Origin of the sequence: Amycolatopsis plumensis, from assembly GCF_042652605.1 — a bacterium.
Classification (GTDB): Bacteria; Actinomycetota; Actinomycetes; order Mycobacteriales; family Pseudonocardiaceae; genus Amycolatopsis; species Amycolatopsis plumensis.
In genome coordinates, this window is the sequence record NZ_JBHSJY010000001.1 from 3,324,209 (window position 1) to 3,348,406 (window position 24,198).

Genomic DNA, 24,198 nt, shown 5'->3' on the forward strand with positions numbered 1-24,198 from the left:
ATCGGAACGGTGGGCCCGCTTACGACGATACGGAGCGACCGTTCCGGTTGTCAACGAGGAGAGCAGTATGGAGAAGATGCGCGCCGACGCGCGGCGCAACCGGGCCAAGGTGCTGGCCGCCGCGGAAGAGGCCTTTGCGCTCGACGGCCTCGCCGTGCCGCTCGATGACATCGCGCGGCTCGCCGGTGTCGGGGCCGGGACCGTCTACCGGCACTTCCCCAGCAAGGAAGCCCTGTTCCAGGCCGTCGTCCTCGAACGGATCCAGCAGTTCGCCGAGGAGGCCCGCGCGCTCGCCACCGCCGCCGACCCCGGCGAGGTCTTCGTCGACTACTTCGTCCGCGTCATCAAGCAGGCGTCGCTCAACCGGGCCATTTGCGACGCCCTCGCCGAGTCCGGCGAGCACGCCTTCAAGGCCGGCGCCGGCGACGAGTTCCGCGCCGCACTGGCCGAGCTGCTCGCCCGCGCACAGGAGGCGGGCACCATCCGCCGCGACATCGACGGCGACGACCTGCGCGCGCTCATCGTCGGCTGCCTGGCCGTCGAGCGGTACGCGCCGGGGAGCGCGCACCTGGTCAGCGTGGTCGTCGACGGCCTGCGGGCGTCAGGTCGCGCAGCTTCCGCAACGGCGACCACACCATGATCGCCGCGGAGGCCAGGACGCCGGCCGCCGCGATGTGCAGCGTTGCCCGCATGCCGATCGCGCCGGCCAGCGCGCCGCCGAGCAGGCTGCCGAGCGGTGCGACGCCGAAGACCAGCGTCTGCGAGATGGCGTTCACCCGGCCCAGCAGCTCCGGCGGCGTGACGGCTTGCTGGAAGCTCACGCCGAAGACGCTCAGTACGATCACGCTGTAACTGGTGAAGAAGCCGGCGAGGACGTAGCAGGCGAGCGCCCAGCCGCGTCCGGTGAACGGGTAGAGCTGGTACGCCAGGCCGAACAGCACCGCCGAACCCCACAGGGCGCGCGCCTGGCCGATCCGGTCGCCGAGCCGCCGCGCGGTGAGCCCGGCCGTGACGGCGCCGGTCAGCGAAGCGGTGCCGAGCACCCCGATCACCCACGGCGAGAGCCCCACGTCTCGGGCGAGAAAGGCGATCACGATCGCCAGGTGGGCCGACTGGAAGAAGCTCGACGCGGCGCCGTGCGCGCTGATCGCCAGCAGGACACGGTCGCCGCGGACCAGCCGCAGCCCTTCGCCGATCTCGCGCAGCAGCCGCCGCTCCCGCGGTTCGGGCCGCGTGTCGGGCGTCTCGATCCGGCGCAGCCAGAGGGCCGACCACAGGTAGCTGACGGCGTCGGCGGCGAGCGCCGCCGCGACGCCGAGCGCCTGGACGAGCACCCCGGCGAGGCCGGGGCCCGCGACCGCCGCCATCGACCGGTTGGTCTGCAGCCGGGCGTTGGCCTCCGGCAGCTGCTCCGGCGTCACCAGCCGTGGGACGTAGGTCTGGTGGGCGACGTCGAAGAACACGCTGAGCACGCCGACGGCGAGGACCACGGCGAGCAGCTGGGTCATCCCGAGCACGCCGAACAGCGCGGCGACCGGCACCGAGGCGATCAGCACCGCCCGCCCGGCGTCCGCGGCGATCAGCACCGGGCGGTGGCGGATCCGGTCGCACCAGGCGCCCACCTGCAGGCCGAGCACCAGGTACGGCAGCGTCTGCGCGGTCCGGAGCAGGGAAACCTCGAAGACCGGCGCGCCGAGCGCGGTGACCGCGAGCAACGGCACCGCCAGGACGTCGATCCGGCTGCCGGCCTGGCTCACGAGGTCGGCGAGCCAGAGGCGCCGGAAGTCGCGGTTCCGCAATACCCCCATCGGTCCAAGCTGGCGCATGCGCGGTATCGACGCAAGAAAGTTGAGTCGCGTGCGCTCCAGGTGCACTTTGGGTAACACGACGTAAGATCAACGCGAGTCAGTCCTCGTACCTGCGCTGCGCGTGGCGAGGGGGTGCCCGATGAGTGGCCGACCTACCTGGGGCTCCGCCGCGGTCACCGGCCTCGCGGGGTTCGCCACCGGGCTGCTCGTCGCCGCCATGCTCGTCGCCGGGCGGCCCGCACCGCGCAGCGTCGAGACGCCCGCGCCGCCGACCACGACCGTCTCCGCGGTGCCCGTCACGGTCACCGAGTCCGCGCCGCAGTCCACCGTCACCTCGGTCGAGACGCCGCCGACGGCGACCACCACCAGCGTCGTCGAGGTCACCGTGCAGCCGACGCCCTCGACCACCTCCGTCACGCCGACCTCGACTTCGCCCGTCTTGCCATTGACTTCCCTCTGGCGCGACTGACGATGCAACCCGGCGGCCGCCGCCGCCGTCTGGTCGGCATGCGGTACGCACTGGGGTTGGCGTTGCTCGTGACAGCGGGTTGTTCCGGGCCGGAGATCGCCTGCACGGCGATCGGCGTCCCGATCGGCATCAGCCTGTCGATCCCGGCACCGGAAGGCATCTCGAAAGCGGCGCTCGAAGCCTGCTGGCGCGGTCAGTGCGTCACCCGCGACGTCGGCCTGTTCCCCGAGACGTCGGCGGGCGCGACGACGTGCACGGGCACCGGCCCGGACAGCTCGTGCGGCACGTCGATGGTCCCCACCGGCGGGCTCCACGGCTTCGCGGACCTCCCGGGCCTGCCCGCCGAACCGGTCCGGGTCACCGTCCGGTTCGACGACGGGACACCGCACACCGTCGAGGTGATCCCGGCCTTCGTCGAGGCGAACGGGCCCGGCTGCGGGAAGGACGGCCCGCAGGCGCAGCTCGTGGCCGGCCCGGACCACGAGCTGCGGGTGCGTTAACCGACGTCCCGGCGCTTCCAGCCCGCCAGACCGGTGACGAGGGCGACGAGGGCGATCGCCACGAGCCACGCCAGCGGCGTCGCGGTGAACTCCTGACCGGGGATCTTCGGCGGGTGCTGGAACGGCGAGACGTCCAGCACCGCCTGCGGCAGGTCGAGGATCGGGCCGAACAGGCTCAGCAGCAGCGCCAGCGCGCCGACCGCCCAGGCCGCGGCCGAGAAACCCGGCAGCAGGCCGAAGAGCGCCACCGCCAGCGCGACCACGACCCAGGCCGCGGGCAGCTGGACGAGCATCCCGGACAGGGTGTCCGCGAGCGAGCCGCCGACGTCGCCGGTGCGCAGGCCGTTGGCCAGGCCCATGAACACCCCGCCGGACAGCAGCAGCGCCGCCGTGCCGAAGAAGGCGAACACGAGGTGACTGCCCGCCCAGCGCAAGCGGCCGACGCTGGTCGCGAGCACCGGCTCGAGCCGGATCGCGGTCTCCTCGCCGCGCATCCGCAGCACCGCCTGGACGCCGTACAGCGACGCCACCATGGCGAACATCCCGGCCATCGCGGCGAGGAACGCCTGCGTCAGCGCGTGGCTGCCGCCCAGCCGTTCCATGATCTGCTGCGCCTGCGGGCTCGAACCGACCAGGCCGCCGATGCCGCTGGCGATCGAGCCGAACACCGCCCCGACCACGGCCGTGCCGATGAGCCAGCCGAGCAGCGGGCCGCGGTGCAGCCGCCAGGCGAGCGCGAGAGGCGACCGCAGGCTCGGGGCGGCCGTCGCCGGGCCGGGTCGCGGCGGCAGGATGCCGACGCCGACGTCGCGCCGGGGCAGCAGCCAGTAGCCGATGGCGCCGACGACCAGCGCGAACACCACCGGCAGCAGGAGCACCCACCAGCGTTCCCCGGCGAACGCCCGGACCTGCTGCACCCAGCCGATCGGCGACAGCCAGGACAGCCAGCGCGCGTCCACAGTGGAGTCTCCGGCCCCGCGCAGCAGGAACGCGGCGCCGACCACGGCCGTCCCGATGCCGTTGGCGGTGCGCGAGTACTCGGCGAGCTGGACGGCGACCGCCGCCACCGCGGTGAACACCAGCCCCGCCAGCGCTTCGGACGCGCCGAAGGCGACCGAACCGGCTGCGGGCAGGCCGGCGCCGATCAGCGTGACCGCCTGGATCAGCCCGGTCAGCACGCTCGCACCCCCGGCCACCAGCAGGGCTGCCGTCAGCGCCGCGTACCGGCCGACCACCGCGGACCCGAGCAGTTCCGCGCGCCCGGTGTCCTCCTCGGCGCGGGTGTGCCGGGTGACCGTGAAGACGACCATCAGCCCGGTGAGCAGGGCCAGGAAGCCGCACATGCGCCAGGCGATGAACCCGCCGGCCGTGGTCAGGTCGAACGGCGGGCCGTAGAGCAGCGCGTAGGAGGGATTCGCGTTCGCGCCCGCCTGCAGGGCGAGCCGGTCGGCGACGGTCGGGTAGAACTGCGTGAACGTGTTGACCGAGCTCGCCGGGACGACACTGAGCAGCACGATCCAGATCGGCAGGATCACGCGGTCGCGGCGCAGCGCGAGCCGGGTGAGGTGCCCGGTGCCGGCCAGTTCGTGCGCGGGCGCCACCGCGACTGGGCGGGCCAGCGTCGCGGTCATTTCGCGCTCGCTTCGGTCGTGTAATGGCGCAGGAACAGCTCTTCCAGCGTCGGCGGCTGGCTGACCAGGCTCCGGACGCCGACCTCGGTCAACTGACGCAGGGCTTCGTCGAGCGAGCGCGTCTCCACGTCGAAGCGGACGCGGTGGCCCTCGACCTTGAGGTCGTGGACGTTCGCCAGGTTCGCCAGCCCGTTCGGCGGTCCGGCGAGCTCGGCGGTGATCGACGTCCGGGTCAGGTGCCGCAGCTCGGCGAGCGTGCCCGACTCGACCGTCTTGCCGTTGCGGATGATGCTGACCTTGTCGCACAGCGCCTCGACCTCGGCGAGGATGTGGCTGGAGAGCAGCACGGTCCGGCCCTGCTCGCGTTCCTCCTGGATGGCGTACTGGAAGGTCGCCTCCATCAGCGGGTCGAGGCCGGACGTCGGCTCGTCGAGGATCAGCAGGTCGACCCGCGAGGCGAGGGCGGCGACGATGGCGACCTTCTGCCGGTTGCCCTTCGAGTACGTCCGCCCCTTCTTCTTCGGGTCGAGGTCGAAGCGCTCGATGAGGTCGGCGCGGCGCTTCTCGTCCAGCCCGCCGCGCAGGCGCCCGAGCAGGTCGATCACCTCGCCGCCGGAGAGGTTGGGCCAGAGGTTGACGTCGCCGGGCACGTAGGCCAGGCGGCGGTGCAGGCTCGCGGCGTCCTTCCAGGGGTCGCCGCCGAGCAGCCGGACGTCCCCGGCGTCCGCGTGGAGCAGGCCGAGCAGCACCCGGACGGTCGTCGACTTCCCGGCGCCGTTCGGGCCCAGGAAGCCGTGCACCTCCCCAGCGGGTACCTGCAGGTCCAGGCCGTCGAGGGCCTTGGTCCGGCCGAACGACTTGTGCAGGCCGGTGACCGAAATGGCGTTTTCCATGGTTCGGAAGCTACGCTCGCTTCATGAAGTTGTGAAGTTAAGAAAATGTCTAGATCGAGTGATCGCGGGGGACGGGTACGGAAGGATGGGCCGATGACGACGCCTGAAGTGCAGCGAGATGAAGACGCCGTCCGCCGGTACGTCGAGAGCCTGGGGCTCGTGCTTTCGCAGATCGGCATGCAGCGCATGCCCGCGCGGGTGTTCGCCGCGCTGATGACCACCGACGAGGGCAGGCTGACCGCCGCCGAGCTGGCCGCGCAGCTGTCGGTCAGCCCGGCCGCCGTCTCCGGCGCGGTGCGCTGGCTCGAGCAGATCGGCCTGGTCGCCAAGGAGCGCGAGCCCGGCGAGCGCCGCGACCACTACCGCCTCTACGACGACCTCTGGTACGCCACGTTCCTCAAGCGCGACCGCATGATCATGATGTGGCGCGACGCGGCCGAGGACGGCATCGACGCCCTGGGCGAGGACACCCCTTCGGGCAAGCGGCTGGCCGAGATGCGGGACTTCCTGTCGTTCATGCTCGAGGAGCTCAACGGCATGTACGAGCGCTGGCACAAGCTCCGCGAAGAGAAGAACGCCTAGAGCCCGGCGAGCAGCACGTCCGCGAGCTGCTCGGCGCGGTCGGCGGGCTCGCGCTCTTCGAACGTGGCCAGGAAGGCCTGCTGGAAGCACGCGCCCAGCAGCAGGGCCGCGGCCGCCTCGACGTCGGTGTCCGCGTTGATCCGGCCCAGGTCCCGTTCGGCGCGCAGATAGTCCGCGACCCCCTTCAGCGGCAGGTGCGGGCCGTGCCCGCGCAGCCGGTCGCGGTGGGAGCGCAGCAGCTCCCGCGACGAGAACATCGAGACGGCGATCGGGAAGCTGTCGACGTAGAACGCCAGGCCGAGCCGGGCCACCCGGACGAGGTTGTCCCGCAGCGGTGCCCGCCCGGGGTCCGCGGTCAGCTCGGCCAGTGCGGCGCCCAGCGCGGGCAGCTCCTCGGCCAGCACGCTGCGGAACAGGTCGGTCTTGTCCCGGAAGTGCTTGTAGAGCATCGCCTCCGAATAGCCCGCGGTCTGTGCGATGACCTTCGTCGTCGCGTGGGCGTAGCCCTGCTCGCGCATGACCTTCGCGGCCGCGGCGACGATCTCTTCGCGGCTTCCCATGGTGGCTCCCTGAGTGCGTTCTCAGCCGGGTTAGTGAACACTCACCCTACCTGGTGAGTGTTCACTAACCGAGGAGGAACCGATGAGGATCACCGTGCTGGGAGCAACCGGCGGCGTCGGCGGCGAAGTCGTCAAGCAGGCACTGGACCGCGGCTGGCACGTCACGGCCGTCGTGCGCGACCCGGCCAGGCTGCAGTGGCCGGCCCGGGTCGTGGTCGCCGGGTTTGCCGACCACGACAAGCTGAGCGCCGCCGTCGAAGGCCGGGACGCGGTGATCTCCGCGGTCGGCTCCCGCGACCGCGGGCCGACCACCGTCTGCGTGGACGGCGCCCGCGCGGCGATCGAGGCCGGGGCGAAGCGCCTGCTCGTCGTCAGCGCCAGTGGCATGCACACCGAAGGCGACGGCTTCTTCACCCGTTCGCTGGTGAAGCCGCTGCTCAACACGTTCCTGAAGCACGGCTGGGCGGACATGCTCGCGATGGAGGCCGTGGTCGAAGCCACCGATCTCGACTGGACGATCGTCCGGCCGCCGATGCTGCTCAACGGGCCGCGGACGGGCAAGGTCGCCAGCCGCCTCGACGGGAACGTCCGCACGTTCACCATCCGACGCGCCGACGTCGCCGCCTACCTGCTCGACGCCGTGGCGGACCCGACGCTGATCAGGCAGAAGGTCTCGATCGCCCACGGCTAGGTTCCAGCCCATGGTGCTCCTGGCTCAAGCTCTGTACGTCAAACGCAAGACCCCGCGGCTCCCGGGCGCGGCGGGGCCCACGGAGGGACTCGTCCCGGGTGACGGCGAACCGTTCCGGCTCGCCGTGCTCGGGGAATCCACAGTGGACGGCGTCGGCGCGGCGGACCACGAGGAAGCGCTCACCGGCTGCCTCGCCCGCGAGCTGGCCCGGGACGGCCGGGCGGTGCGCTGGCAGGCGGTCGGCCGGACCGGCGCCAACGCCCGGGTCACCCGCGCCGAACTGGTTCCGTTGGTCCGCCCCGCGGACCTGGTCGTGGTCGCCCTCGGCGTCAACGACACCATCGAGCTCCGCACGGCCCCCGCCTACCGCCGTGACCTGCTGCGCCTGGTGCTCGACCTGCGGGGGCGGCTCGGCCCGGTCGACGTCCTCCTGGCCGGGGTGCCGCCGATGTCCCGCTTCCCGGCCCTGCCGCGCCCGCTGCGTGACGTCCTCGCGGCCCGCTCCACCGCTCTCGACCGCGCGGCGGCGACGCTCGAGCGGATCCCCGGCGTCCGGCACCTCCCGATGGACCCCGCGCTGCTCGACCCGGCCGCCTTCGCGAGCGACCGGTTCCACCCGGGCCCGGCCGGCTACGCGCGCTGGGCCGGAACGCTGGCACGCGCCGTGATCAGTTAGCCGCTCTGCGTCGATCTTCAAAAAAATTCGCCGGATCCGGTATCTGGCGGTGTCCCCACTGCGTCCTGTGGAGCAGCCGAGCACGGAGGAACACGACGGGGGTGTCGCGTTCGCAGTGAACGCGGTGACCGGGAGCCGAGGGGGCTGCCGGACACCGTCGGCCGGGTGACCTTCGGGGGAGGGGACACCCGGCGGGGCCCGTTGGGGAGCGGGTCCTTGAGGGAGGGGAGTACCGGCCGGTGCGAGTCCACGCGCGCCGGCCGGTACCTCGCGGATTAGCCATTGACCGGTAGTGCACGACCGACGAAGTAAGTGACCTTGATGTATCCGAGATCCACCTGCACGCTCCTTCCCCCCGAAGGACCCGCGATACTGCCATTGCCGACTCGAAGACTCTTCCGAAGAGGGGCAGATACGGTGACCGACGTGCAAACCACAGAGGTAGATCCGCCGTGGGAGGGCCTGACCGGCGCCGAGCTGCACGCTGCGTGCATGGAGGCGGCCAGGGACGGTGACCGCCGGGCGATGGCCCGCCTCGTCGAAGAGCTGACCCCGCTCGTCTGGCACGTCGCCCGGGCCAACGGGCTCGACCGGTCGGTCGCGGAGGACGTCGTCCAGACCGTCTGGCTGGCCCTGTTCAGCCAGCTCGGGAAGCTTCGCGACCCGAAGGCCCTCGCCGCCTGGCTGATCACCACCACCCGCCGCGAGGCCACCCACCCGTTCGGCCGCCGCATGCAGCCGGTGCCGCTCAGCGACGAAGTCGCCGAAGCGATGCCGAGCACCCAGCCGGCACCCGAAGACGAAGCCATCCGCGCCGACCGCGACCGCCGGGTCTGGCGCGCCTTCGTCCGGCTGCCCCACCGCTGTCAGGAACTGCTCCGGCTGACCGTCCTCGCGGGCCGCGCGGAGTACCAGCTCGTCGCCGAGGCGCTGCGCATGCCGCGCGGCAGTGTCGGCCCGACCAGGGGTCGCTGCCTCGACCAGATGCGCGATCTCCTCGCCAGTGAAGGGGGAAGCCGATGAACGACCTCGGGGCGCCGGGGGGCCAAGCCTCCTTCGGTGACGACGTGCTGCTGGCCGACGTCGGCCGTTTCCTCGACGAACTGGACCCGCCACCGGGTGACCTGGTGCAGCGGGTCCAATTCGCGCTCGCCCTCGAAGACCTCGACGTCGAGGTCGCCCGGTGGGAGCGGTTGGACAACCTCGCCGGCGTCCGCGGCGGCGGCACCGGCACGATCACGTTCACCGTCAGCGACCTGACGGTGATGATCAACCTGACCAAGATGGGCAAGCTGCACCGCATCGACGGCTGGCTGGTCCCGGCCGGCCAGTACGGCGTCGAGGTCCGCGTCGCCGAGCACGGCACGTCGTCGACGACGGCCGACGAAGGCGGCCGGTTCGTGCTCGACAACGTGCCGCGCGGGACGACGCAGATCCTCGTGCACCTCGGTGACGTGTCGTGCCGCCGGACGGTCGTGACGCCGACGGTGGTGCTTTAACCCAGGAAGTCGGCCAGGGGGACAGGCGTGAGCCCGTCCTTCCTGGCCCGCTCCACGAACGCCGTGTAGTCCTCTTTGAAGGTCTTGCGGAAGTGCATCAGCACGATGTCGCCGGGCTTCAGCTTGTCGCCGGACTGGAACTGGACGACGCCGTCGTTGACCGCGGCCGTCCACAGCACCGAGGCGCGCATGCCGCAGGCCGCCGCCGCTTTCAGCGTGTTCTGGTCGTAGTTGCCGAACGGCGGGCGGAACAGCGACGGGCGGACGCCGAGGCTCTTCTGGAAGTCGTCGGCGTCGTCGCAGATCTCCTTGCGCTGGAACTCGTACGGCTTGCCCTTGAGGTTCGGGTGGTCGACCGTGTGGTCGCCGAGCGTCGCGCCGGTGGCGTCGAGGATCTGCTTGAAGTAGGCCTCGTGGCCCTTCACGTACTTCTGGTTCAGGAACAGCACCGGGTGGGTGCCGTTCTGCTGCATCAGCTTCAGCGCGTCGGGGTCCTGCACGGCGCCGTCGTCCATGGTGAGGAAGACGTACGGCTTGTCGGTGGTGATCCGCCGGATGACCGGCACCTGGCCGTTTTCGATCGCGGGCGCCTTCTGCTGGACCGTGCCGAACGGGTACGGCCCGGACGTCTTCACGTCGGGGGCGGCCTGCGGGGCCGGGTTCGGCTGGCTGGCCTCGGGCTCCCGCTGATCCGAGTCGTGACCCGAGCACGCGGTCAGTGCCAAGGCCGCCGCCGCGACCACCGCTGTCAAGCGCTTCCTCACGCTTCCCCCCTTTCGTGTACTACCCGAAAGAGTGACGCGGGAAGGTGGGGGAACGTTGCGCGGGGCGATCTTGTGTGGCCCGAGCCACCCAGGTCAGCGCCCGGTTTCGGCCGCCTTGACCAGCTTCGCGGAGAACAGCTGGATCACGGCCCGCAGCGTCGCGGCCAGTGCCGGGCCCGTGCCGCGCACCGGCTCGGTGAACGAGCCGGTCCACCGCAGGTGCGTGCCGCCGCCGTCGGCCGGGGTGAAGAGGACTTCGGCGCGGTAGTCCTTGAGCGGCTTGCCGGCGGCGAAGGCGTAGACGTGCTTGCGGCCGGGCTCGTACTCGAGCGTCTCCTCGCGGATCAGCACCGGCCACATCCCGACCTCGCGGACCGCACCGACACCCTCCGGGGAGTCGGTGCCCCGGCGCGCCCAGCGGGCCCGGACGATCAGTGGCTTTCCCCACTCCGCCCAGCGCGGGCCGTCCGCTTCCAGTGCGAACAACGCCTCCGGTGACGCGGTGCTCGTGCGGTTGACCTCGTACGAGTACTTCCTACCCACCGGTACCTCCCGCGTTGTTGACAGGTTGATAATTAATCGCGTCCGGGCGCGTAGGTCAAGATGAAGGGGTGAGCACGCCGCGCCCCGACCTCGCCGCGCCGCACTGGCTGGTCCAGCTCCTGCGCAGCTCGCCGGTGCCGGTGCCGTGGAACATGGTCGCCAGGGCCGTGGTCGCGCTGGCCGTGCCGCTCGCGATCGCGTACGCGGCGGGGGACATCGCCGTGGGCGCGCTTATCTCGACCGGTGCGCTGCCCGCCGTGCTGTCCGAATCGGCCGGGCCCTACCGCTACCGCGCCCGTCGGCTCGGCGGGGCGACGCTCGCCGCGACCGCGGGGTACCTCGCCGGGCTGCTCACCGGCGGCACCCCGGCGCTGTCCGTGCCCACGGTGGTCCTGGTCGCCGCGGTGTCCGCGGTGATCAGCGCGGCCGGCAGCAACGCCTCGGTCGCCGGGCTGCAGATGCTCGTGTTCTGCGTGCTCGCCACCGGGCAGCACGCGACCGGCGTCCGCGTCGAGGTCCTCTTCGGTTACTTCTGCCTGGGCGCCGCCTGGAGCCTCCTGGTCGCGCTCGCCACCTGGACCGTCCGGGCGACCAGCCCCGAACGCACCGCCGTCGCGCACGTCTACGTCGAGCTGGCCGCGATGCTCTCGGCGACCGACGAAGCCGTCTCGCGGGTGGCCCGCCACCGGCTGACCACGGCGATGAACACCGCCTACGACCAGCTGCTGACCGCGCGTTCCTGGCTGTCCGGCCGCGACGCCGCCTACCGGCACCTGCTCAACCTGCTCTCGGCGACGACACCCGCCGTCGAGGCGTCGGTGGCGATGGTCAACGCGGGCCGCCGTCCGGGCCGGGAGGTCATCGACCACTTCGTCGCGCTGTCCGCCGCGGTGCTGGCCGGGCAGCCGCTGCCGCCCCCGCCGCCGGTGCCGCCCGGCGACCCCGACCCGGTCCTCGCCGCGCTCTACGCGGGGCTCGTCCGGATCGGCAAGGGCGACGACCGCAAGCGCCGGGAGCCGACGCCGTGGCACCGCCGCCTGCGGGAGTGGGCGGGCTCGCTCGCCTCCGGCCCGCTCACCTGGATCGCCGCGCTGCGGCTGACGCTGTGCGTCGCGCTCGCCGAGGTCGTCGGCCTGCTCGTGCCGCTGGAGCGGTCGTACTGGATCACCCTGACCGTCGGGATCGTGCTCAAGCCCGACTTCGGGTCCGTGTTCGGCCGCGCGGTGCTGCGCGGGATCGGCACGGTCATCGGCGTCGGGATCGGGGCCGCGGTGCTCGGCCTCGGCGCGAACGGCTGGGTCCTGGTCGGGCTCAGCGCGGTCTTCGCCGGCGGCATCGCGGTGGGGAAGGTGCGCAACTACGGCATCCAGAGCGCCTTCGTGACGCCGTTGATCATCCTGCAGATGGGCCTGGCCCACACCGGGAACTGGAGCGTGGTGCTGGCGCGGCTGGTCGACACCGTGCTGGGCTGCGTGATCGTGCTCGTCTTCGGCTACCTGCTGTGGCCCGGCAGCCGGCGCCCGCGGGTGGGTGGCCGGCTGGCCGACGGCCTGCACGCGGTCGCGAAGTACGTCTCGCACGCGCTGGTCGAGGCCTCCTCGGGGGAAGCGCGGCTGGCCCGGTCGCGGGCCCGGCGCGGGGCGTACCGGGCCCTGGCCGACCTGCGGACGGCGTTCCAGCAGGCCGTCGTCGAGCCGTCCGCGCACGGCCGCCAGGCGGTGGCGTGGTGGCCGGTGATCGCCGCGCAGGAGCGCGTCGCGGACGCCGTCACCGAGGTCGGCGTCACCATCGGGCGGGGCGTGCCGCCGCCGGACCCGGCCGACGTCGAGCTGCTGACGGCCGCGCTGGGGGAGCTGGCCGCGGCCGTCCGGGAGCAGCGGGAGCCGCGGTCGATGCCGCTGCCGGACGCGGAGCAGCTGTCCGGCGTGGTCGACCAGCTGGAGTCGGCGTTCGACGCCGTCCGCGGCCCGGACCTGGCCGAACGAGCACCGCTGGGGCTCGTCCGGCGGTTCCTGCCCTACCACCGGCGCACCTGAAGATCGTGCGGTTCAATGCACCCATGGGAATCGACTTCGAAGCGTTGAAGGGCAAGGCCGAAGAGGCCCTGCGCGAGCACAACGACAAGATCGAGGAAGGCCTCGACAAGGCCGCCGGCTTCGCGAAGTCGAAGTTCGCCGGCCACGACAGCCAGATCGACACCGGTGTCGAGAAGGCGAAGGACTTCCTCAACAAGTTCGACGACACGCCGGACCGGTAGTCACTGGACCTCGCCGGTCGCGATCCCGTCCGACAGGCCGGTGATCCGGCCGCCGCGTTCCCCGAGGGCGATCAGGCCTTGCCGCGCGTCCGGCGCGGCCAGGCTGATCCGGACGCCCGCGCGTTCGACGTCCAGGCTGGCGGCAAGCGCTTGCGCGCCTTCGTACCCGGCGTTGATCGTGGCCGCGAGGCCGCCGGTCGAGGCCAGGGAACCGCGGGCGGCGCCGAGCCGGCCGAGTGCCTCGTCGACGATCGGCAGCAGCGCGTCCCGGTTGCCTTCGGTCATCGCGCGGACGAGCTGCGGGTTCGAGCCGGCGACGCGCGTGCCGTCGCGGTAGGACCCGGCGGCGAGCGACATCGCCAGCGGGCCACCCTCGGCGCCGATCGTGGCCAGGATCGCCGCCAGCAGGTGCGGCAGGTGCGAGATCCGGGCGACGGCCTCGTCGTGCGACTCCGCGGGCAGCGGGACGACGTGCGCCCCGACGTCCAGCACGAGCTTCGCGACCTCGGCCCAGGCTTCGAGATCGGTGTCCTCTTCGACGGCGACCACCCACGCGGCGCCTTGGAACAGCGAAGCGTCCCCGGCGAGCCAGCCGGACTTCGACGTCCCCGCCATCGGGTGCCCCCCGACGTACCGCGTGTACGGCACACGGCGGCGGACCGCGTCCAGTACCGGCGCTTTCACGCTGGTCACGTCGGTGAGCAGGCAGTGCGACGCGTGCTGGTTGACCAGCCGCAGCAGGTCTTCGACGGCCGGCAGCGGCACGGCGAGCACGACCATCGCGTCCTCGGCCGCGGCCCGGTGCAGGGCCGCTTCGACATCGGTCGTGACGTCGAAGCCCGCTCTGCTCGCCGCGTCGGCGTCCACTTCGGAGACCGCGGCACCCCACGCCGTGCGGCCGCTGGCGGCCGCCGCGCGCAGCAGTGACCCGCCGATGAGCCCGAGCCCGATCACGCATACGTCTCGCACGGGGCCCATCCTGCCAGTGCCGGACTGGTTACGGGCTACAGCGCGGCGGCGAGCCGCGTCCCCTGGTCGATCGCGCGTTTCGCGTCGAGTTCCGCGGCCACGTCGGCGCCGCCGATCAGGTGCACCGGCAGCCCGGCCGTGCGCAGGTCGTCGGCGAGGTCCCGCACCGGTTCCTGACCCGCGCAGACGACCACCGTGTCGACGTCGAGCACTCGCGGCTCGCCGTCGACGGTGATGTGCAGGCCGTCGTCGTCGATCCGCTCGTAGGTGACGCCGGGCAACTGCTCGACGCGCTTGGCCTTGAGCGCCGCCCGGTGCACCCAGCCGGACGTCTTGCCGAGCCCGGAACCGATTCCGGACTTCTTGCGCTGCAACAGGAACACCTGCCGCGGCGACGGCTCGGGCTGCGGCGTGCCGAGGCCGCCCGCCGCCTGTTCCGGGTCGGTGACACCCCATTCGACCATCCACGCGGCCCGATCGAGCGCCGGAGACGCCGTGTGCGTGAGGAATTCGCTGACGTCGACGCCGATGCCGCCGGCCCCGATCACCGCGACCCGCTCGCCGACCGGCTTGCCGTGCTTGACGACGTCGACGTAGGACAGCACCTTGGGGTGCTCGATCCCGGGCAGCGACGGCACCCGCGGCGCGACCCCGGTGGCCAGCACGACCTCGTCGAAGCCGGTCAGGTCGGCCGCCGTCACGCGCTTCCCGAGGTGCAGCTTCACGCCGGTCACTTCGAGACGGCGCTGGTAGTACCGGATGGTCTCGGCGAACTCCTCCTTGCCGGGGATCTTCCGCGCGATGCCGAACTGGCCGCCGATTTCGTCGTCGGCCTCGAAGAGTTCGACGCTGTGCCCGCGTTCGGCCAGCGCGGTCGCCGCCGAGAGGCCCGCCGGACCCGCGCCCACCACCGCGACGTGCTTCGAGCGCCGCGTCGGCGACAGCGTCAACGTCGTTTCGTGGCCCGCGCGCGGATTCACCATGCAGGACACGAGCTTGCGCTTGAAGGCGTGGTCGAGGCAGGCCTGGTTGCACGCGATGCAGGTGTTGATCTCGTCCTCGCGGCCGCTCTCGGCCTTCCGGATCCACTCGGGATCGGCGAGGAACGGCCGGGCCATCGACACGAGGTCGGCGTCGCCGCTGCTCAGCGCTTCTTCGGCGACCTGCGGCATGTTGATCCGGTTCGAGGTCACGACCGGGATGCCCACGTGCGGCTTGAGCTTCCCGGTCACCCAGGTGAACGCCGCCCGCGGCACGGACGTGACGATCGTCGGCACCCGGGCCTCGTGCCAGCCGATGCCGGTGTCGATGATCGTGGCGCCGGCGGCCTCGACCTCCTGGGCGAGCGCGACGACGTCTTCCCAGCGCTGGCCGCCCGCGACGAGGTCGAGCATCGAGAGCCGGTAGACGATGATGAAGTCGTCGCCGACCTTTTCCCTGGTGCGCTTGACGATTTCGACGGCGAACCGGCGGCGCTTCTCCGGCGTCCCGCCCCACGCGTCGGTGCGCTTGTTGGTGCGCTCGGCCAGGAACTGGTTGATCAGGTAGCCCTCGGAGCCCATGATCTCGACGCCGTCGTAACCCGCTTCGCGTGCGAGAGCGGCGCAGTCGGCGAAGGCGCGGATCTGCTGACGCACGCCGTAGCCGGTCAGCGCGCGCGGCCGGAACGGGTTGATCGGCGCCTTGATGCTCGACGCCGAAACGCTCAGCGGGTGGTAGGCGTACCGGCCCGCGTGCAGGATCTGCAGCGCGATCTTGCCGCCCGCCTCGTGCACCGGTGCGGTGAGCTGCCGGTGCTCCTTCGCTTCCGCGGACGTCGTCAGCTTGGAGGCGAGCGGCAGCAGCCAGCCGGTGCGGTTCGGCGCGAACCCGCCGGTGACGATCAGCCCGACGCCACCGCGGGCGCGTTCGACGTAGTACTCGGCCAGCGCGGGGAAGTGCGCGGCCTTGTCCTCGAGCCCGGTGTGCATCGAGCCCATCAGGACGCGGTTGCGCAGCGTCGTGAAGCCGAGGTCCAACGGCGAGAGCAGGTTCGGGTACGGGCTCATCAGGCGTCCTTGGGGTGGTGGAGGGCGGCGAGGACTTCGTCGAACCACTCGACCTGGCCCTCTTCGACGCGGATGCCGCCGCGGAGGACCAGGTACTGGTGCAGGTCTTGGCCGGTCAGCGCGGCCGGTGCGGGGAAGTCGCGCTTTTCGATCTGGCGGTAGACGTCGAGGCGTTCGGCGTGCTTCGCGCGGTGCCGGACGATCTCCTCGGCGACCTGCGCCGGGTCGCCGAAGGTCGCGCCGCGGATCTTCACGGCCAGCTCGACCGGCCCGGCGGACGGGTCGGGCTCGGCGAGCCAGCGGACGAGTTCGGCGCGGCCGCCGTCGCTGACCGTGTAGACCTTCTTGTCCGGGCGGCCCGACTGCGCGACGACGTCGACAGCGACCCAGCCGGCCTCTTCCATCCGCTTCAGCACGCGGTAGATCTGCTGGTGGGTGGCGCTCCAGAAGAGCCCGATCGACTTCTCGAACCGGCGCGTCAGCTCATAGCCCGAACCGGCGCGCTCGGACAGCGAGACGAGGATCGCGTGCTCCAGTGCCATGGTCGAAGGGTGCTATGCAACGAGTTGCAGTGCAACGAGGCGCGTATCACTTCACCCCCCTGGATGGGGCAAATCGGGTCGACTAATCGATCGAAAAGACCAGGATGGGAGGAGTGCACCCGGTACTCGAACTGATCTCCGAACGGATGGCGGCGGGCAGTGTCCCGGGCGAACGCACGGACGGCCGGCGTCTCGCGCTCGCCATCGAGGGCGGCAGCAGCCGCGGTACGTACTCCAGCGGCATGGTGCTGGCCCTGGACGAACTCGGCGTGACACCGGCGTTCGACGCCGTCTACGGCTCGTCGGCGGGCGCGCTGAACGGCGCCTGGCTGCTCTGCGGCCGCTCCTCGACCGGCGTCCGGACCTGGTGGAACCCGGTCGTCATGCGCCGGATCATCAACCCGCTGCACACCCTGCGCGGCCGCGCGGTGATCGACCTCGAATACCTCGTCCACCAGGTCTATTCGGTGCTGGAGCCGATGGACTTCCCGGCCATCCTGGCCAACCCGGTCACCTTCCACCCGCTGGCCACCGACGCCGACACCGGCGAGTCCACCGACCTGCACCCCTTTCTGGCCGACGTCGACGCGATCAAGGTCGCGCTCGCCGCGTCCTCGTGCATGCCCGTGCTGGCCGGGCCGCCGATCCCGATGGCCGGCCGCCGGTTCGTCGACGCCGGCGTGGCCGAGCCGATCCCGTACCGCACCGCCTTGGCGCAGAACGCCACGGATGTCCTGGTACTGCGCACCCGCCGCGCCGACGAGCTGCCGGTGCGGCCGCCGCGGGTGCACGACGTCGTGGTGCCGCGGTTCCTGCGCCGCCAGGCTCCCGGGGCGATCCCGGCCTGGCAGGACACCTACCGGCGGGACGTCGAGGACGAAGAGACGCTGGCGACCGACCCGCGCATCCTGAGCATCCGCCCGCCGGCCGGCGCGCCGGACGTGGCCGTGCTCGAACGCGATCCCGAGGTGCTACGCAAGGCCGTCGACCTGGGCAAGAGCGCTGTCCTCGACGTGCTGGACAGCCTGCGCGAAGCGTCTTAGGGCTTGCGCGCGACGCCGCCGATCACCCGCGACTCGGACGGCGAGGCGGCGAACACGGTGTGCTCGTCGGGGTGCCACGCCGGGGCGTAGACGAGGCCCGGCTCCAGCATCGGCCAGCCGCCGAAGAAGCGTTCGAACTCGGCCATCGTCCGCAGGAAACCCGGGTTCGTCGTGCTTTCGTAGTACTCGAGCAGGTCGAGCAGCGCCTGCCGCTCGTCTTCGTTCACCGGGTTCTCGTTGGTCATCTGCGAGAGCACCAGCAACGAGCCGGGGGCCACGCGTTCGCGGTAGAACTCGAGCAGCCGGTCCGGGTCCTGCTCGTCCTTGACGAAGTGCATGACCGCGTTGATCACCAGGGCGAGAGGCTGCTGCGTGTCGATGATGTCCGACGCCTTGACCCGCTCCCAGAGGTCGTCCGGCTGCAGGAAGTCCGCGGCGATGGCGTGGTGGCGCTCGGGGTCGGCGGTGTCGGCGAGCAGCAGCGTCGAGTGGGCCAGCGCGATCGGCTCGTTGTCGATGTAGAGCACCCGCGTGTCGAGCTCGGGCCGGACCTCGTCGGCGACCTCGTGCACGTTGCCCGCGGTCGGCAGGCCGGAGCCGACGTCGACGAACTGCCGGATGCCTTCCCGGACGCACTGCCGGACCGCGCGGCCCAGGAACTGCCGGCTCGTCAGGCAGTACTCGCCGATGAGCGGCAGCCGGGCGCGGACCTTCTCGGCGAAGTCGCGATCGATCGCGTAGTGGGTGTTCCCGCCGATGAAGTAGTCGTAGATCCGCGCGGCCGACGGCCGGTCGAGACTGCTTTCGACGGCCTTGAGCGCGTCGTCGTGGTTGATCATGGCCACCCCTTCGCGGCCCATGCTGCCACGGGAACGATCACGCCGGCGACAACGCCTCCCGATAGGCGTTGACCGACTCCGTCAACCGGTCCAGTTCGGTGCGCATCCGGGCGAGCCCGGCTTCGTCCAGGTCCATCGCGGCGCCGATGACGTCCGGGATGCCGCGCGCCTTCTCGTGCAGCGCCTTCCCGTCTTCGGTGAGGCTGATGCGGACCGAACGCTCGTCGTCGGCCTGCCGGTTCCGGACCACCAGTCCCGCCGCCTGCAGCCGCTTGAGCAGGGGCGAGAGCGTGCCCGAATCGAGGTTCAGCTCGGCGCCGAGCTCCTTCACCAGGCGGTGGTCCTTTTCCCAGAGCGCCAGCATGACCAGGTACTGCGGGTAGGTCAGGTCGAGGTCTTCCAGGACGACCCGGTACAGCGACGTCACCGCGCGCGACGCCGCGTACAGCCCGAAGCAGAGCTGATCGTCCAGCCGCAGCGATGCCATGGCGTCCTCCTTCTCTCGTACCCGTCGATGGTCCTCGCCATCCGCCTGGGCGGCAACTCAAGTGCGCTGCATCTCATTGCCTTCCAAATAGTTGTGCACAACTTAGTTGCAAGCTACCTTCGGGACACCAGCTTCCACCCCGAGGAGGACGAGATGACCGCCAACCCGCACAACCTGGCCCTCGAACCGGCCGCGCAGGCGTTCGCGGAGGCCACCGACCAGCCGCCGTACCTGTTCCAGCTGCCGCCGGAGGAGGGCCGCAAGGCCGTCGACGGCGTCCAGGACGGCGAAATCGCCATGCCCGCCGCCGAGATCGAGGTGCTGACCGTCCCGGGCGGCCCGAACGGCGACGTCGAGACGCGGATCGTCCGCCCGGCCGGGGTTTCCGGCCCGCTGCCGGTGATCGTCTACATCCACGGCGCCGGCTGGGTGTTCGGTGACTTCCACACCCACGAGCGGCTGGTGCGCGAGCTGGCCGCCGGCGTCGGCGCGGCCGTCGTCTTCCCCGAGTACAGCCGCTCGCCCGAGGCGCGCTACCCGATCGCCATCGAGGAGAACTACGCGGTGGCGAAGTGGGTCGCGCAGAACGGCGCCGAGAAGGGCCTCGACACTTCGCGCATCGCGATCGCCGGCGACTCCGTGGGCGGGAACATGACCGCGGCGCTGACCATCCTGGCCAAGCAGCGCGGCGACGTCACCTTCAAGCAGCAGGTGCTCTTCTACCCGGTGACCGACGCGTCCTTCGACACCGCGTCGTACCACGAGTTCGCCGAGGGCTACTTCCTCGGCCGCGAGGGCATGAAGTGGTTCTGGGACCAGTACACGACGGATCCCGCGCAGCGCGCGGAAATCACCGCGTCGCCGCTGCGCGCGTCGCTCGACGAGCTCGCCGGGCTGCCGCCGGCCCTGGTGATCACCGGCGAAGCCGACGTGCTCCGTGACGAAGGTGAGGCGTACGCGGCGAAGCTGCGTCAGGCCGGTGTGCCCGTCACCGCCGTCCGGTACCAGGGGATCATCCACGACTTCGTGATGGTGAACGCGCTCCGCGAGACGCACGCCGCCGAGGCCGCGATCACCCAGGCCGTCACCGTGCTGTCGCGGGCTTTGGCGAAGTAGTTGAGAAAACGCTGAGCCCCACTGCACGTCCGGCCTATGACGGACCTCACAGATCGACAACGTGCAGTGGGGCTCAAACGTGATATGTACGCGACTCCCGCGATCCGGGCGCGCATCCCCGCCCGCCCGGAAGGACCGTCCCCCATGCACCTCAGCCGTATCCGGCTCGACTCGCCGATCACGATGAGCATCGTGGTCGCGGTCACGCTGCTGGCGATCATCGCCATCCCGTTGTTCTGGGAGCGGTGGAAGCGGAAACTGCTGTGGCGCAGCGTGACCATCCTCTGCGCGGTCGTCTCCATCGTCGTCACCACCGGTCTGGCCGGCAACATGATCGGCGGGTTCTTCCCCACGCTCGGATCGCTGCTCGGCACCGGCGTCTACGCGGCCGACAGCATCGACGCCGAAACGAGCGCGAACGGCGAGAACCTCGAAGTCGTCCGGGAGGTGGGCGCGGCGCACGCCAAGGAGGGCAAGGGAACCGTCGTCCACATGAAGGTGACCGGCCGGCGCACCCAGCTCACCCGCGATGTCACGGTGTACCTCCCGCCGCAGCACTTCGACCCGGCCTACAAGAACCTCCGGTTCCCGGCGATCGAGTGGATCCCGAACTACCCGTCCGGGCCCGAGGTCGTCACCGACGGGTACAAGCTGCCGGAACAGCTCGACGCGGCCATCGCCAAGCGCGTGCTGCCGCCGGTCGTGGTGCTCATGCCGGACCCCACCGGCGTCCCGAAGATCGGGCACGACACCGAGTGCGTCGACGAGGTCAACGGCACCGCGAACGACACGTACCTGACGGCGGACCTGCGCGAGTGGGCCCTGCAGAAGCTGGGCGTGGCCGCGGACCGGAAGGCCTGGACCTTCGCCGGCTGGTCCTCCGGCGGCTACTGCGCGATGAACCTGGTGACCCGCCACCCGCAGTGGTACGGACAGGCCGTCAGCGTCAGCGGCTACGACCGCGCCCAGATGGACGCCGAGACCGAGGACCTCTACAAGGGCCGCCGCGACGTCGACGACGCCAACAACGTCGGCATCACCGTCCGCCTCCACCCGTCCCCGGTGGACATCCTCGCCATCTGGGGCGAGAACGAGAAGTTCGAGGGCGCGGCGGCCGAGCTGATCCGCACCGGCGTCCGGTCCCCGGTGCGGTTTTCGTCGTGGAAGGTCCCGGACGCGGGCCACAACATGAACACCTTCAAGTCGCAGATCCCCGAGATCCTCACCTGGATCGGCGCCCACACGACTTCGCCCGCCACGGTGGGCCGGCAGGTCGAGACCACCGGCGGGGTGCAGCCGTGGCCGCTGCCCCGGTCGGGCGCGGCGGGCGCGCTGGCGGACCTGGAGCAGTGACCCCGCGGCTCAGCGGAGCAGCGCCGAGACGATGTCCGTGACGCGCTTCGAGCCGGTCGTGTAGTCGACCTTGGCGGGGTGCTCGGTCAGCACCACCACGATGAAGTGACCGACCACGCCCGAGGTGTGCAGCATCCGCGTCGGGCGGCAGCACGACCAGCCCTGCTTCACCATCCATTCCTGCCCGCCGGCGGCGTCCGGGATACCGAAGTACTGCCGGAACCCGTCGGACCCACGCTCGGTCGCGTCGCCCAGCGCCTTCAGGATCGCGTTCACCTTGCGGTCCAGCAGGTACTGGTAGATCTTCACGACGTCGGCGGCGGTGATGCGCGTGTCGCCCCAGCGGCCGGAGTCCTCGGGCGGCCGGGTGCCGGTGAGGCCCAGCTTCTTGGCCCAGCGCGTGACGATCGCCGGACCGCCGTAGGCCGACCAGAACCGGCTCGCGAGGTCGTCGTCGCTGCGGGCGAGCATCCGCTGCACGTCGGCCACCGGGCCGCCCTGGTCGAGCACGGAAAGCGCGATCAGCAGCTTCACGACCGACGCGGAGGTGTAGCCGCGGTCCGCGCGCACGGACACCGTCGTCGCGGCGCGCTCCCGGTCGAACACGACGGCGCTGACGGTGCCTTCGCGCAGGATCTTGTCCAGCGCGGCGGCGGTCACCGGGGCGGAATCCACTTTGGGCGTGGGCGTCGGCGTCGCCGGTGCTTCGGGGGTCGGCGTCGGCGTCAGCGTCGCGGACGTCGTCGTGACGACTTCGGTGACCGCGATCGGCTGCGGCGCGGCGGCGGTGCTGTGCCTCGCCGTCACCACCACCGCGCCGATCGCCCCCAGGCACAGCCCCACCAGGAAGATGCCGCTCAGCTTGCGCATGCCCTGGATTGCCGGAAAGGCCGCGCGCTGTTCGCCGGAACGGGCCTGGTTGTGGGATAGCTCTCGATCCGGGCCCGATCCGGGAACGCTTCCGGGCCCTGCGGGCAAGCACCATCGTTTCGCTCACCGTGGTCACGGGGTACCCCAGCGCGGTGACGGTCGTCACCACCCCCTGGGAAGGACTGGAGTCATGGTTCACGCGAAAGGCGCCCGCATCCGGGTCCGCGGCCTGCAGCCGGCGCAGGTGCTGGCCGGACTGGCCGGGATCGCGTTCCTCGTCGTCGGCATCATCGGATTCTCAAGGACCGGCTTCGGCAACTTCGCCGGGCACCACGACGCCGGGTTCTGGCGGTTTTCCGCCAACCCGCTGATGAGCCTGGTCCGGGTCGTGACCGGTGTCCTCGGCCTGCTGCTCGCGTTCGGCTCGGGCCGCGCGCGGACGTTCGGCTGGCTGCTGTTCATCGGCTACGGCCTGCTGTTCGTGTGGGGCCTGATGATCGACGGCCTCATTTCGACCAACCCGTTCGCCAACGCCGGCAACCCGATGGACCTCGAGCCCGCCGACACGTGGCTGCACCTCGGCGTCGCCGCGCTCGGCCTGCTGATCGCGGTGCTGCCGGCCCGCCGCACCATTCTGCTGCCCGAGGACGAGGAGGAGCCGGTCGTCGCCGAGCAGCGCACCGAGGTCATCGACCGGCCGGTTGCCGATCGCGGTGTCACCGACCGCCCGGTTGCCGACCGTGGTGTCACCGACCGCGCTGTCACCGACCGCGCCGACGGGGTCACCGACGAGCCGCGCCGCCGGTCGTTCCTGCGTCGTGACCACAAGGGGCGAGGCCCGGAGGTCACTCGCGAAGAGCGTCCGCCGGGCCTCGCCCACTAGGAGGTTCGGGGTGGTTCAGTAGGTGGTGCCCCCGGAACCGGAGGTGCTGGTGCCCGCACCGCTGTCGGCCGCAGGAGCCTGCTGCTGGCCGGCGGCGGTGTTCGGGTTGCTGCCGAGCTTGCAGCCGGCGGGCTCGATCACGAACCAGGTGCCGTTGACACCCTGACCGTTCGCGTCACCCGGCTTGGTGTCCTTCGAGAAGGTGTAGACGGGCCAGCCGCCGATGGTCACCTGCTCGCTGCCGTCCTGCCGCTTGATGCTGCCGAGCAGCTTCGAGTCGATGCCCTGCAGCTCGACCTTGCCGTTGGAGAGCACCGGCGGCCACGTCTTGGCGCAGTCGCCGTTGCAGGCGGAAGCCTTCTTCTTCGTGTCCTTCTGGAACAGGTAGAGCGTCATCCCGTTCTGGTCGGTGATCGCCTCGCCGAGGCCGTCGATCTTGCTGGCGCTGAGCTTGACGCCACCGGCTTCGGAGCCGGCCGCCGCGGCCTGCCCGGCCTTCCCGCCCTTGGCGTTCGCCGCGTACCAGGCGCCACCGACGCCCTGGCCGGTCGCGTCGCCGGGCTTGGTGTCCTTGGCGTAGCGGTAGAGCGCCCACCCGCCGACGGTGATCTGCTCGGTCCCGTCGGAGCGGGTCACCTTGCCGACCATGTTCTTGTCGACGCCCTGTACTTGGACGTCCCCGGTGGCCAGCATCGGCGGCCACGCCTTCGCGCAGTCACCGTCGCAGTTCGACTTCGGCGGCTTCGCGGTGTCCTTGTCGAACCGGTAGAGGGTCATGCCGTTCTGGTCGGTGAGCACCTGCCCGACATCGGCAACATCCGCGACGACCAGTTTGCTTTCGTTCGACGCCGGAGCGGCGTTGCCCACCTGGCCGTTGTTGGCGGCCTGGCCGCCCCCGGTACCACCCGCCGCCGCAGGAGCGACAACCGGCTGGGCAGTCTCGACACCCGAGCAAGCGGTGAGCACTGCCAGCCCGGCTGCCGCCGCGGCGACGGAGACGGCGATGCGCGTGCGAAGCATGGAAGTTCTCCTTGTGTCCGTTGGGGTTTCCCGCCGCTCGGTGCGGCTGCCTGATACCCACTACACGGACACTCGGCGAAGGCGGTTCAAAGAATTTTCCCGGGGGTCGGCGACCGCCCGGGCCAGCCGAGACGGGGGGACTCCTCCCTGGTTGC

The 24,198-nt window shown here is 71.3% G+C and carries 27 protein-coding genes; 14 read left to right on the plus strand and 13 right to left on the minus strand.

Annotated features, from left to right (window positions below; translation table 11 throughout):
• Positions 1 to 67 precede the first annotated feature (67 nt).
• On the plus strand, positions 68 to 640 hold the full coding sequence (locus ACFPLC_RS15875; RefSeq protein ID WP_378197070.1) for a TetR/AcrR family transcriptional regulator: 573 nt from the start codon (positions 68 to 70) through the stop codon (positions 638 to 640).
• Here the strand turns inward: ACFPLC_RS15875 and ACFPLC_RS15880 are convergent.
• Complete coding sequence (locus ACFPLC_RS15880) at positions 573 to 1,808, minus strand: MFS transporter (protein ID WP_378197068.1); 1,236 nt, start codon at positions 1,806 to 1,808, stop codon at positions 573 to 575. The genes ACFPLC_RS15875 and ACFPLC_RS15880 overlap by 68 nt on opposite strands.
• 139 nt (positions 1,809 to 1,947) lie before the next feature.
• Here ACFPLC_RS15880 and ACFPLC_RS15885 point away from each other — a divergent pair, with 139 nt between their 5' ends.
• Both ACFPLC_RS15885 and ACFPLC_RS15890 read left to right on the plus strand, forming a co-directional pair.
• Positions 1,948 to 2,277, plus strand: a complete 330-nt coding sequence (locus ACFPLC_RS15885; RefSeq protein ID WP_378197065.1) for a hypothetical protein — start codon at positions 1,948 to 1,950, stop codon at positions 2,275 to 2,277.
• 2 nt (positions 2,278 to 2,279) lie between these two features.
• A complete protein-coding gene (locus ACFPLC_RS15890; RefSeq protein ID WP_378235833.1) occupies positions 2,280 to 2,777 on the plus strand; it encodes a hypothetical protein in 498 nt (165 codons plus the stop codon).
• On the opposite strand, the gene ACFPLC_RS15895 is transcribed toward ACFPLC_RS15890, so the two are convergent.
• Positions 2,774 to 4,408 carry an ABC transporter permease gene (locus ACFPLC_RS15895; protein WP_378197058.1) on the minus strand — a complete coding sequence of 545 codons (1,635 nt, stop codon included), beginning with the start codon at positions 4,406 to 4,408 and terminating at the stop codon, positions 2,774 to 2,776. The two genes, ACFPLC_RS15890 and ACFPLC_RS15895, sit on opposite strands and share 4 nt — an antisense overlap.
• Complete coding sequence (locus ACFPLC_RS15900; RefSeq protein ID WP_378197055.1) at positions 4,405 to 5,301, minus strand: ABC transporter ATP-binding protein; 897 nt, start codon at positions 5,299 to 5,301, stop codon at positions 4,405 to 4,407. The genes ACFPLC_RS15895 and ACFPLC_RS15900 overlap by 4 nt, the downstream gene beginning before the upstream one ends.
• Before the next feature lie 93 nt (positions 5,302 to 5,394).
• Between ACFPLC_RS15900 and ACFPLC_RS15905 the strand changes: the two genes are divergently transcribed.
• Positions 5,395 to 5,883, plus strand: a complete 489-nt coding sequence (locus ACFPLC_RS15905) for a GbsR/MarR family transcriptional regulator (RefSeq protein WP_378197052.1) — start codon at positions 5,395 to 5,397, stop codon at positions 5,881 to 5,883.
• On the opposite strand, the gene ACFPLC_RS15910 is transcribed toward ACFPLC_RS15905, so the two are convergent.
• The gene (locus ACFPLC_RS15910) at positions 5,880 to 6,443 is read right to left on the minus strand and encodes a TetR/AcrR family transcriptional regulator (protein ID WP_378197050.1); all 564 of its coding nucleotides are present in this window, start codon (positions 6,441 to 6,443) and stop codon (positions 5,880 to 5,882) included. The genes ACFPLC_RS15905 and ACFPLC_RS15910 overlap by 4 nt on opposite strands.
• A gap of 82 nt (positions 6,444 to 6,525) precedes the next feature.
• On the opposite strand from ACFPLC_RS15910, the gene ACFPLC_RS15915 reads away from it, so the two are divergent.
• From ACFPLC_RS15915 to ACFPLC_RS15930, 4 genes are all read left to right on the plus strand, one after another.
• Positions 6,526 to 7,134: an NAD(P)-dependent oxidoreductase gene (locus tag ACFPLC_RS15915; protein WP_378197047.1), complete on the plus strand. Its 609-nt coding sequence runs from the start codon at positions 6,526 to 6,528 to the stop codon at positions 7,132 to 7,134.
• Positions 7,135 to 7,144: 10 nt separating this feature from the next.
• Complete coding sequence (locus tag ACFPLC_RS15920; RefSeq protein WP_378197044.1) at positions 7,145 to 7,810, plus strand: SGNH/GDSL hydrolase family protein; 666 nt, start codon at positions 7,145 to 7,147, stop codon at positions 7,808 to 7,810.
• A gap of 417 nt (positions 7,811 to 8,227) precedes the next feature.
• Positions 8,228 to 8,833, plus strand: coding sequence for an RNA polymerase sigma factor (locus tag ACFPLC_RS15925; protein ID WP_191312527.1), 606 nt, complete (start codon positions 8,228 to 8,230; stop codon positions 8,831 to 8,833).
• The gene (locus ACFPLC_RS15930; RefSeq protein ID WP_378197041.1) at positions 8,830 to 9,309 is read left to right on the plus strand and encodes a carboxypeptidase regulatory-like domain-containing protein; all 480 of its coding nucleotides are present in this window, start codon (positions 8,830 to 8,832) and stop codon (positions 9,307 to 9,309) included. The genes ACFPLC_RS15925 and ACFPLC_RS15930 overlap by 4 nt, the downstream gene beginning before the upstream one ends.
• On the opposite strand, the gene ACFPLC_RS15935 is transcribed toward ACFPLC_RS15930, so the two are convergent.
• Both ACFPLC_RS15935 and ACFPLC_RS15940 read right to left on the minus strand, forming a co-directional pair.
• Positions 9,306 to 10,052, minus strand: a complete 747-nt coding sequence (locus ACFPLC_RS15935) for a polysaccharide deacetylase family protein (protein WP_378197440.1) — start codon at positions 10,050 to 10,052, stop codon at positions 9,306 to 9,308. The two genes, ACFPLC_RS15930 and ACFPLC_RS15935, sit on opposite strands and share 4 nt — an antisense overlap.
• A 114-nt stretch (positions 10,053 to 10,166) precedes the next feature.
• The gene (locus tag ACFPLC_RS15940) at positions 10,167 to 10,616 is read right to left on the minus strand and encodes an SRPBCC family protein (RefSeq protein WP_378197038.1); all 450 of its coding nucleotides are present in this window, start codon (positions 10,614 to 10,616) and stop codon (positions 10,167 to 10,169) included.
• Positions 10,617 to 10,684: 68 nt separating this feature from the next.
• Between ACFPLC_RS15940 and ACFPLC_RS15945 the strand changes: the two genes are divergently transcribed.
• Positions 10,685 to 12,652, plus strand: coding sequence for an FUSC family protein (locus tag ACFPLC_RS15945; protein WP_378197035.1), 1,968 nt, complete (start codon positions 10,685 to 10,687; stop codon positions 12,650 to 12,652).
• A gap of 23 nt (positions 12,653 to 12,675) precedes the next feature.
• Entirely contained in the window at positions 12,676 to 12,873 is a 198-nt protein-coding gene (locus ACFPLC_RS15950) for an antitoxin (RefSeq protein WP_378197033.1), read from the plus strand.
• On the opposite strand, the gene ACFPLC_RS15955 is transcribed toward ACFPLC_RS15950, so the two are convergent.
• Genes ACFPLC_RS15955 through ACFPLC_RS15965 form a run of 3 tightly spaced genes read right to left on the minus strand, consistent with a single transcriptional unit; the run spans position 12,874 to position 16,432 of the window.
• Positions 12,874 to 13,827: a prephenate dehydrogenase gene (locus tag ACFPLC_RS15955; protein WP_378197437.1), complete on the minus strand. Its 954-nt coding sequence runs from the start codon at positions 13,825 to 13,827 to the stop codon at positions 12,874 to 12,876.
• Between the two features lie 50 nt (positions 13,828 to 13,877).
• Positions 13,878 to 15,890 carry an FAD-dependent oxidoreductase gene (locus tag ACFPLC_RS15960; RefSeq protein WP_378197031.1) on the minus strand — a complete coding sequence of 671 codons (2,013 nt, stop codon included), beginning with the start codon at positions 15,888 to 15,890 and terminating at the stop codon, positions 13,878 to 13,880.
• Entirely contained in the window at positions 15,890 to 16,432 is a 543-nt protein-coding gene (locus ACFPLC_RS15965; RefSeq protein WP_378197028.1) for a PadR family transcriptional regulator, read from the minus strand. Before ACFPLC_RS15965 ends, ACFPLC_RS15960 begins: the two co-directional genes overlap by 1 nt.
• Positions 16,433 to 16,536: 104 nt before the next feature.
• On the opposite strand from ACFPLC_RS15965, the gene ACFPLC_RS15970 reads away from it, so the two are divergent.
• Positions 16,537 to 17,475 (plus strand): patatin-like phospholipase family protein, encoded by a 939-nt coding sequence (locus tag ACFPLC_RS15970; protein ID WP_378197025.1) that lies wholly within the window; start codon positions 16,537 to 16,539, stop codon positions 17,473 to 17,475.
• Here the strand turns inward: ACFPLC_RS15970 and ACFPLC_RS15975 are convergent.
• Positions 17,472 to 18,314: an SAM-dependent methyltransferase gene (locus ACFPLC_RS15975; RefSeq protein WP_378197022.1), complete on the minus strand. Its 843-nt coding sequence runs from the start codon at positions 18,312 to 18,314 to the stop codon at positions 17,472 to 17,474. The two genes, ACFPLC_RS15970 and ACFPLC_RS15975, sit on opposite strands and share 4 nt — an antisense overlap.
• 37 nt (positions 18,315 to 18,351) lie before the next feature.
• Complete coding sequence (locus ACFPLC_RS15980) at positions 18,352 to 18,801, minus strand: MarR family winged helix-turn-helix transcriptional regulator (protein ID WP_191312508.1); 450 nt, start codon at positions 18,799 to 18,801, stop codon at positions 18,352 to 18,354.
• A gap of 153 nt (positions 18,802 to 18,954) precedes the next feature.
• On the opposite strand from ACFPLC_RS15980, the gene ACFPLC_RS15985 reads away from it, so the two are divergent.
• Complete coding sequence (locus tag ACFPLC_RS15985) at positions 18,955 to 19,917, plus strand: alpha/beta hydrolase (RefSeq protein ID WP_378197019.1); 963 nt, start codon at positions 18,955 to 18,957, stop codon at positions 19,915 to 19,917.
• A 144-nt stretch (positions 19,918 to 20,061) separates the two neighbouring features.
• Positions 20,062 to 21,270 (plus strand): alpha/beta hydrolase, encoded by a 1,209-nt coding sequence (locus ACFPLC_RS15990; protein WP_378197016.1) that lies wholly within the window; start codon positions 20,062 to 20,064, stop codon positions 21,268 to 21,270.
• Positions 21,271 to 21,279: 9 nt separating this feature from the next.
• On the opposite strand, the gene ACFPLC_RS15995 is transcribed toward ACFPLC_RS15990, so the two are convergent.
• Positions 21,280 to 22,140, minus strand: a complete 861-nt coding sequence (locus ACFPLC_RS15995) for a serine hydrolase (protein ID WP_378197013.1) — start codon at positions 22,138 to 22,140, stop codon at positions 21,280 to 21,282.
• Positions 22,141 to 22,330: 190 nt separating this feature from the next.
• Here ACFPLC_RS15995 and ACFPLC_RS16000 point away from each other — a divergent pair, with 190 nt between their 5' ends.
• Complete coding sequence (locus tag ACFPLC_RS16000; RefSeq protein WP_378197010.1) at positions 22,331 to 23,023, plus strand: DUF4383 domain-containing protein; 693 nt, start codon at positions 22,331 to 22,333, stop codon at positions 23,021 to 23,023.
• A gap of 15 nt (positions 23,024 to 23,038) precedes the next feature.
• Here ACFPLC_RS16000 and ACFPLC_RS16005 read toward each other — a convergent pair whose 3' ends face one another.
• Positions 23,039 to 24,043, minus strand: coding sequence for an SCO0930 family lipoprotein (locus ACFPLC_RS16005; protein WP_191312497.1), 1,005 nt, complete (start codon positions 24,041 to 24,043; stop codon positions 23,039 to 23,041).
• Between the last annotated feature and the right edge of the window lie 155 nt (positions 24,044 to 24,198).

What these genes read in the sequence shown, in the direction of transcription:
- ACFPLC_RS15980 (WP_191312508.1), bottom strand. Translation starts at nt 18,801, where the DNA reads ATGGCATCGCTGCGGCTGGACGATCAGCTCTGCTTCGGGCTGTACGCG.
- ACFPLC_RS15970 (WP_378197025.1), top strand. Translation starts at nt 16,537, where the DNA reads ATGGGAGGAGTGCACCCGGTACTCGAACTGATCTCCGAACGGATGGCG.
- ACFPLC_RS15975 (WP_378197022.1), bottom strand. Translation starts at nt 18,314, where the DNA reads ATGATCAACCACGACGACGCGCTCAAGGCCGTCGAAAGCAGTCTCGAC.
- ACFPLC_RS15960 (WP_378197031.1), bottom strand. Translation starts at nt 15,890, where the DNA reads ATGAGCCCGTACCCGAACCTGCTCTCGCCGTTGGACCTCGGCTTCACG.
- ACFPLC_RS15920 (WP_378197044.1), top strand. Translation starts at nt 7,145, where the DNA reads ATGGTGCTCCTGGCTCAAGCTCTGTACGTCAAACGCAAGACCCCGCGG.
- ACFPLC_RS16000 (WP_378197010.1), top strand. Translation starts at nt 22,331, where the DNA reads ATGGTTCACGCGAAAGGCGCCCGCATCCGGGTCCGCGGCCTGCAGCCG.
- ACFPLC_RS15990 (WP_378197016.1), top strand. Translation starts at nt 20,062, where the DNA reads ATGCACCTCAGCCGTATCCGGCTCGACTCGCCGATCACGATGAGCATC.
- ACFPLC_RS15905 (WP_378197052.1), top strand. Translation starts at nt 5,395, where the DNA reads ATGACGACGCCTGAAGTGCAGCGAGATGAAGACGCCGTCCGCCGGTAC.
- ACFPLC_RS15965 (WP_378197028.1), bottom strand. Translation starts at nt 16,432, where the DNA reads ATGGCACTGGAGCACGCGATCCTCGTCTCGCTGTCCGAGCGCGCCGGT.
- ACFPLC_RS16005 (WP_191312497.1), bottom strand. Translation starts at nt 24,043, where the DNA reads ATGCTTCGCACGCGCATCGCCGTCTCCGTCGCCGCGGCGGCAGCCGGG.
- ACFPLC_RS15885 (WP_378197065.1), top strand. Translation starts at nt 1,948, where the DNA reads ATGAGTGGCCGACCTACCTGGGGCTCCGCCGCGGTCACCGGCCTCGCG.
- ACFPLC_RS15915 (WP_378197047.1), top strand. Translation starts at nt 6,526, where the DNA reads ATGAGGATCACCGTGCTGGGAGCAACCGGCGGCGTCGGCGGCGAAGTC.
- ACFPLC_RS15875 (WP_378197070.1), top strand. Translation starts at nt 68, where the DNA reads ATGGAGAAGATGCGCGCCGACGCGCGGCGCAACCGGGCCAAGGTGCTG.
- ACFPLC_RS15985 (WP_378197019.1), top strand. Translation starts at nt 18,955, where the DNA reads ATGACCGCCAACCCGCACAACCTGGCCCTCGAACCGGCCGCGCAGGCG.
- ACFPLC_RS15900 (WP_378197055.1), bottom strand. Translation starts at nt 5,301, where the DNA reads ATGGAAAACGCCATTTCGGTCACCGGCCTGCACAAGTCGTTCGGCCGG.
- ACFPLC_RS15930 (WP_378197041.1), top strand. Translation starts at nt 8,830, where the DNA reads ATGAACGACCTCGGGGCGCCGGGGGGCCAAGCCTCCTTCGGTGACGAC.
- ACFPLC_RS15950 (WP_378197033.1), top strand. Translation starts at nt 12,676, where the DNA reads ATGGGAATCGACTTCGAAGCGTTGAAGGGCAAGGCCGAAGAGGCCCTG.
- ACFPLC_RS15880 (WP_378197068.1), bottom strand. Translation starts at nt 1,808, where the DNA reads ATGGGGGTATTGCGGAACCGCGACTTCCGGCGCCTCTGGCTCGCCGAC.
- ACFPLC_RS15890 (WP_378235833.1), top strand. Translation starts at nt 2,280, where the DNA reads ATGCAACCCGGCGGCCGCCGCCGCCGTCTGGTCGGCATGCGGTACGCA.
- ACFPLC_RS15895 (WP_378197058.1), bottom strand. Translation starts at nt 4,408, where the DNA reads ATGACCGCGACGCTGGCCCGCCCAGTCGCGGTGGCGCCCGCGCACGAA.
- ACFPLC_RS15995 (WP_378197013.1), bottom strand. Translation starts at nt 22,140, where the DNA reads ATGCGCAAGCTGAGCGGCATCTTCCTGGTGGGGCTGTGCCTGGGGGCG.
- ACFPLC_RS15910 (WP_378197050.1), bottom strand. Translation starts at nt 6,443, where the DNA reads ATGGGAAGCCGCGAAGAGATCGTCGCCGCGGCCGCGAAGGTCATGCGC.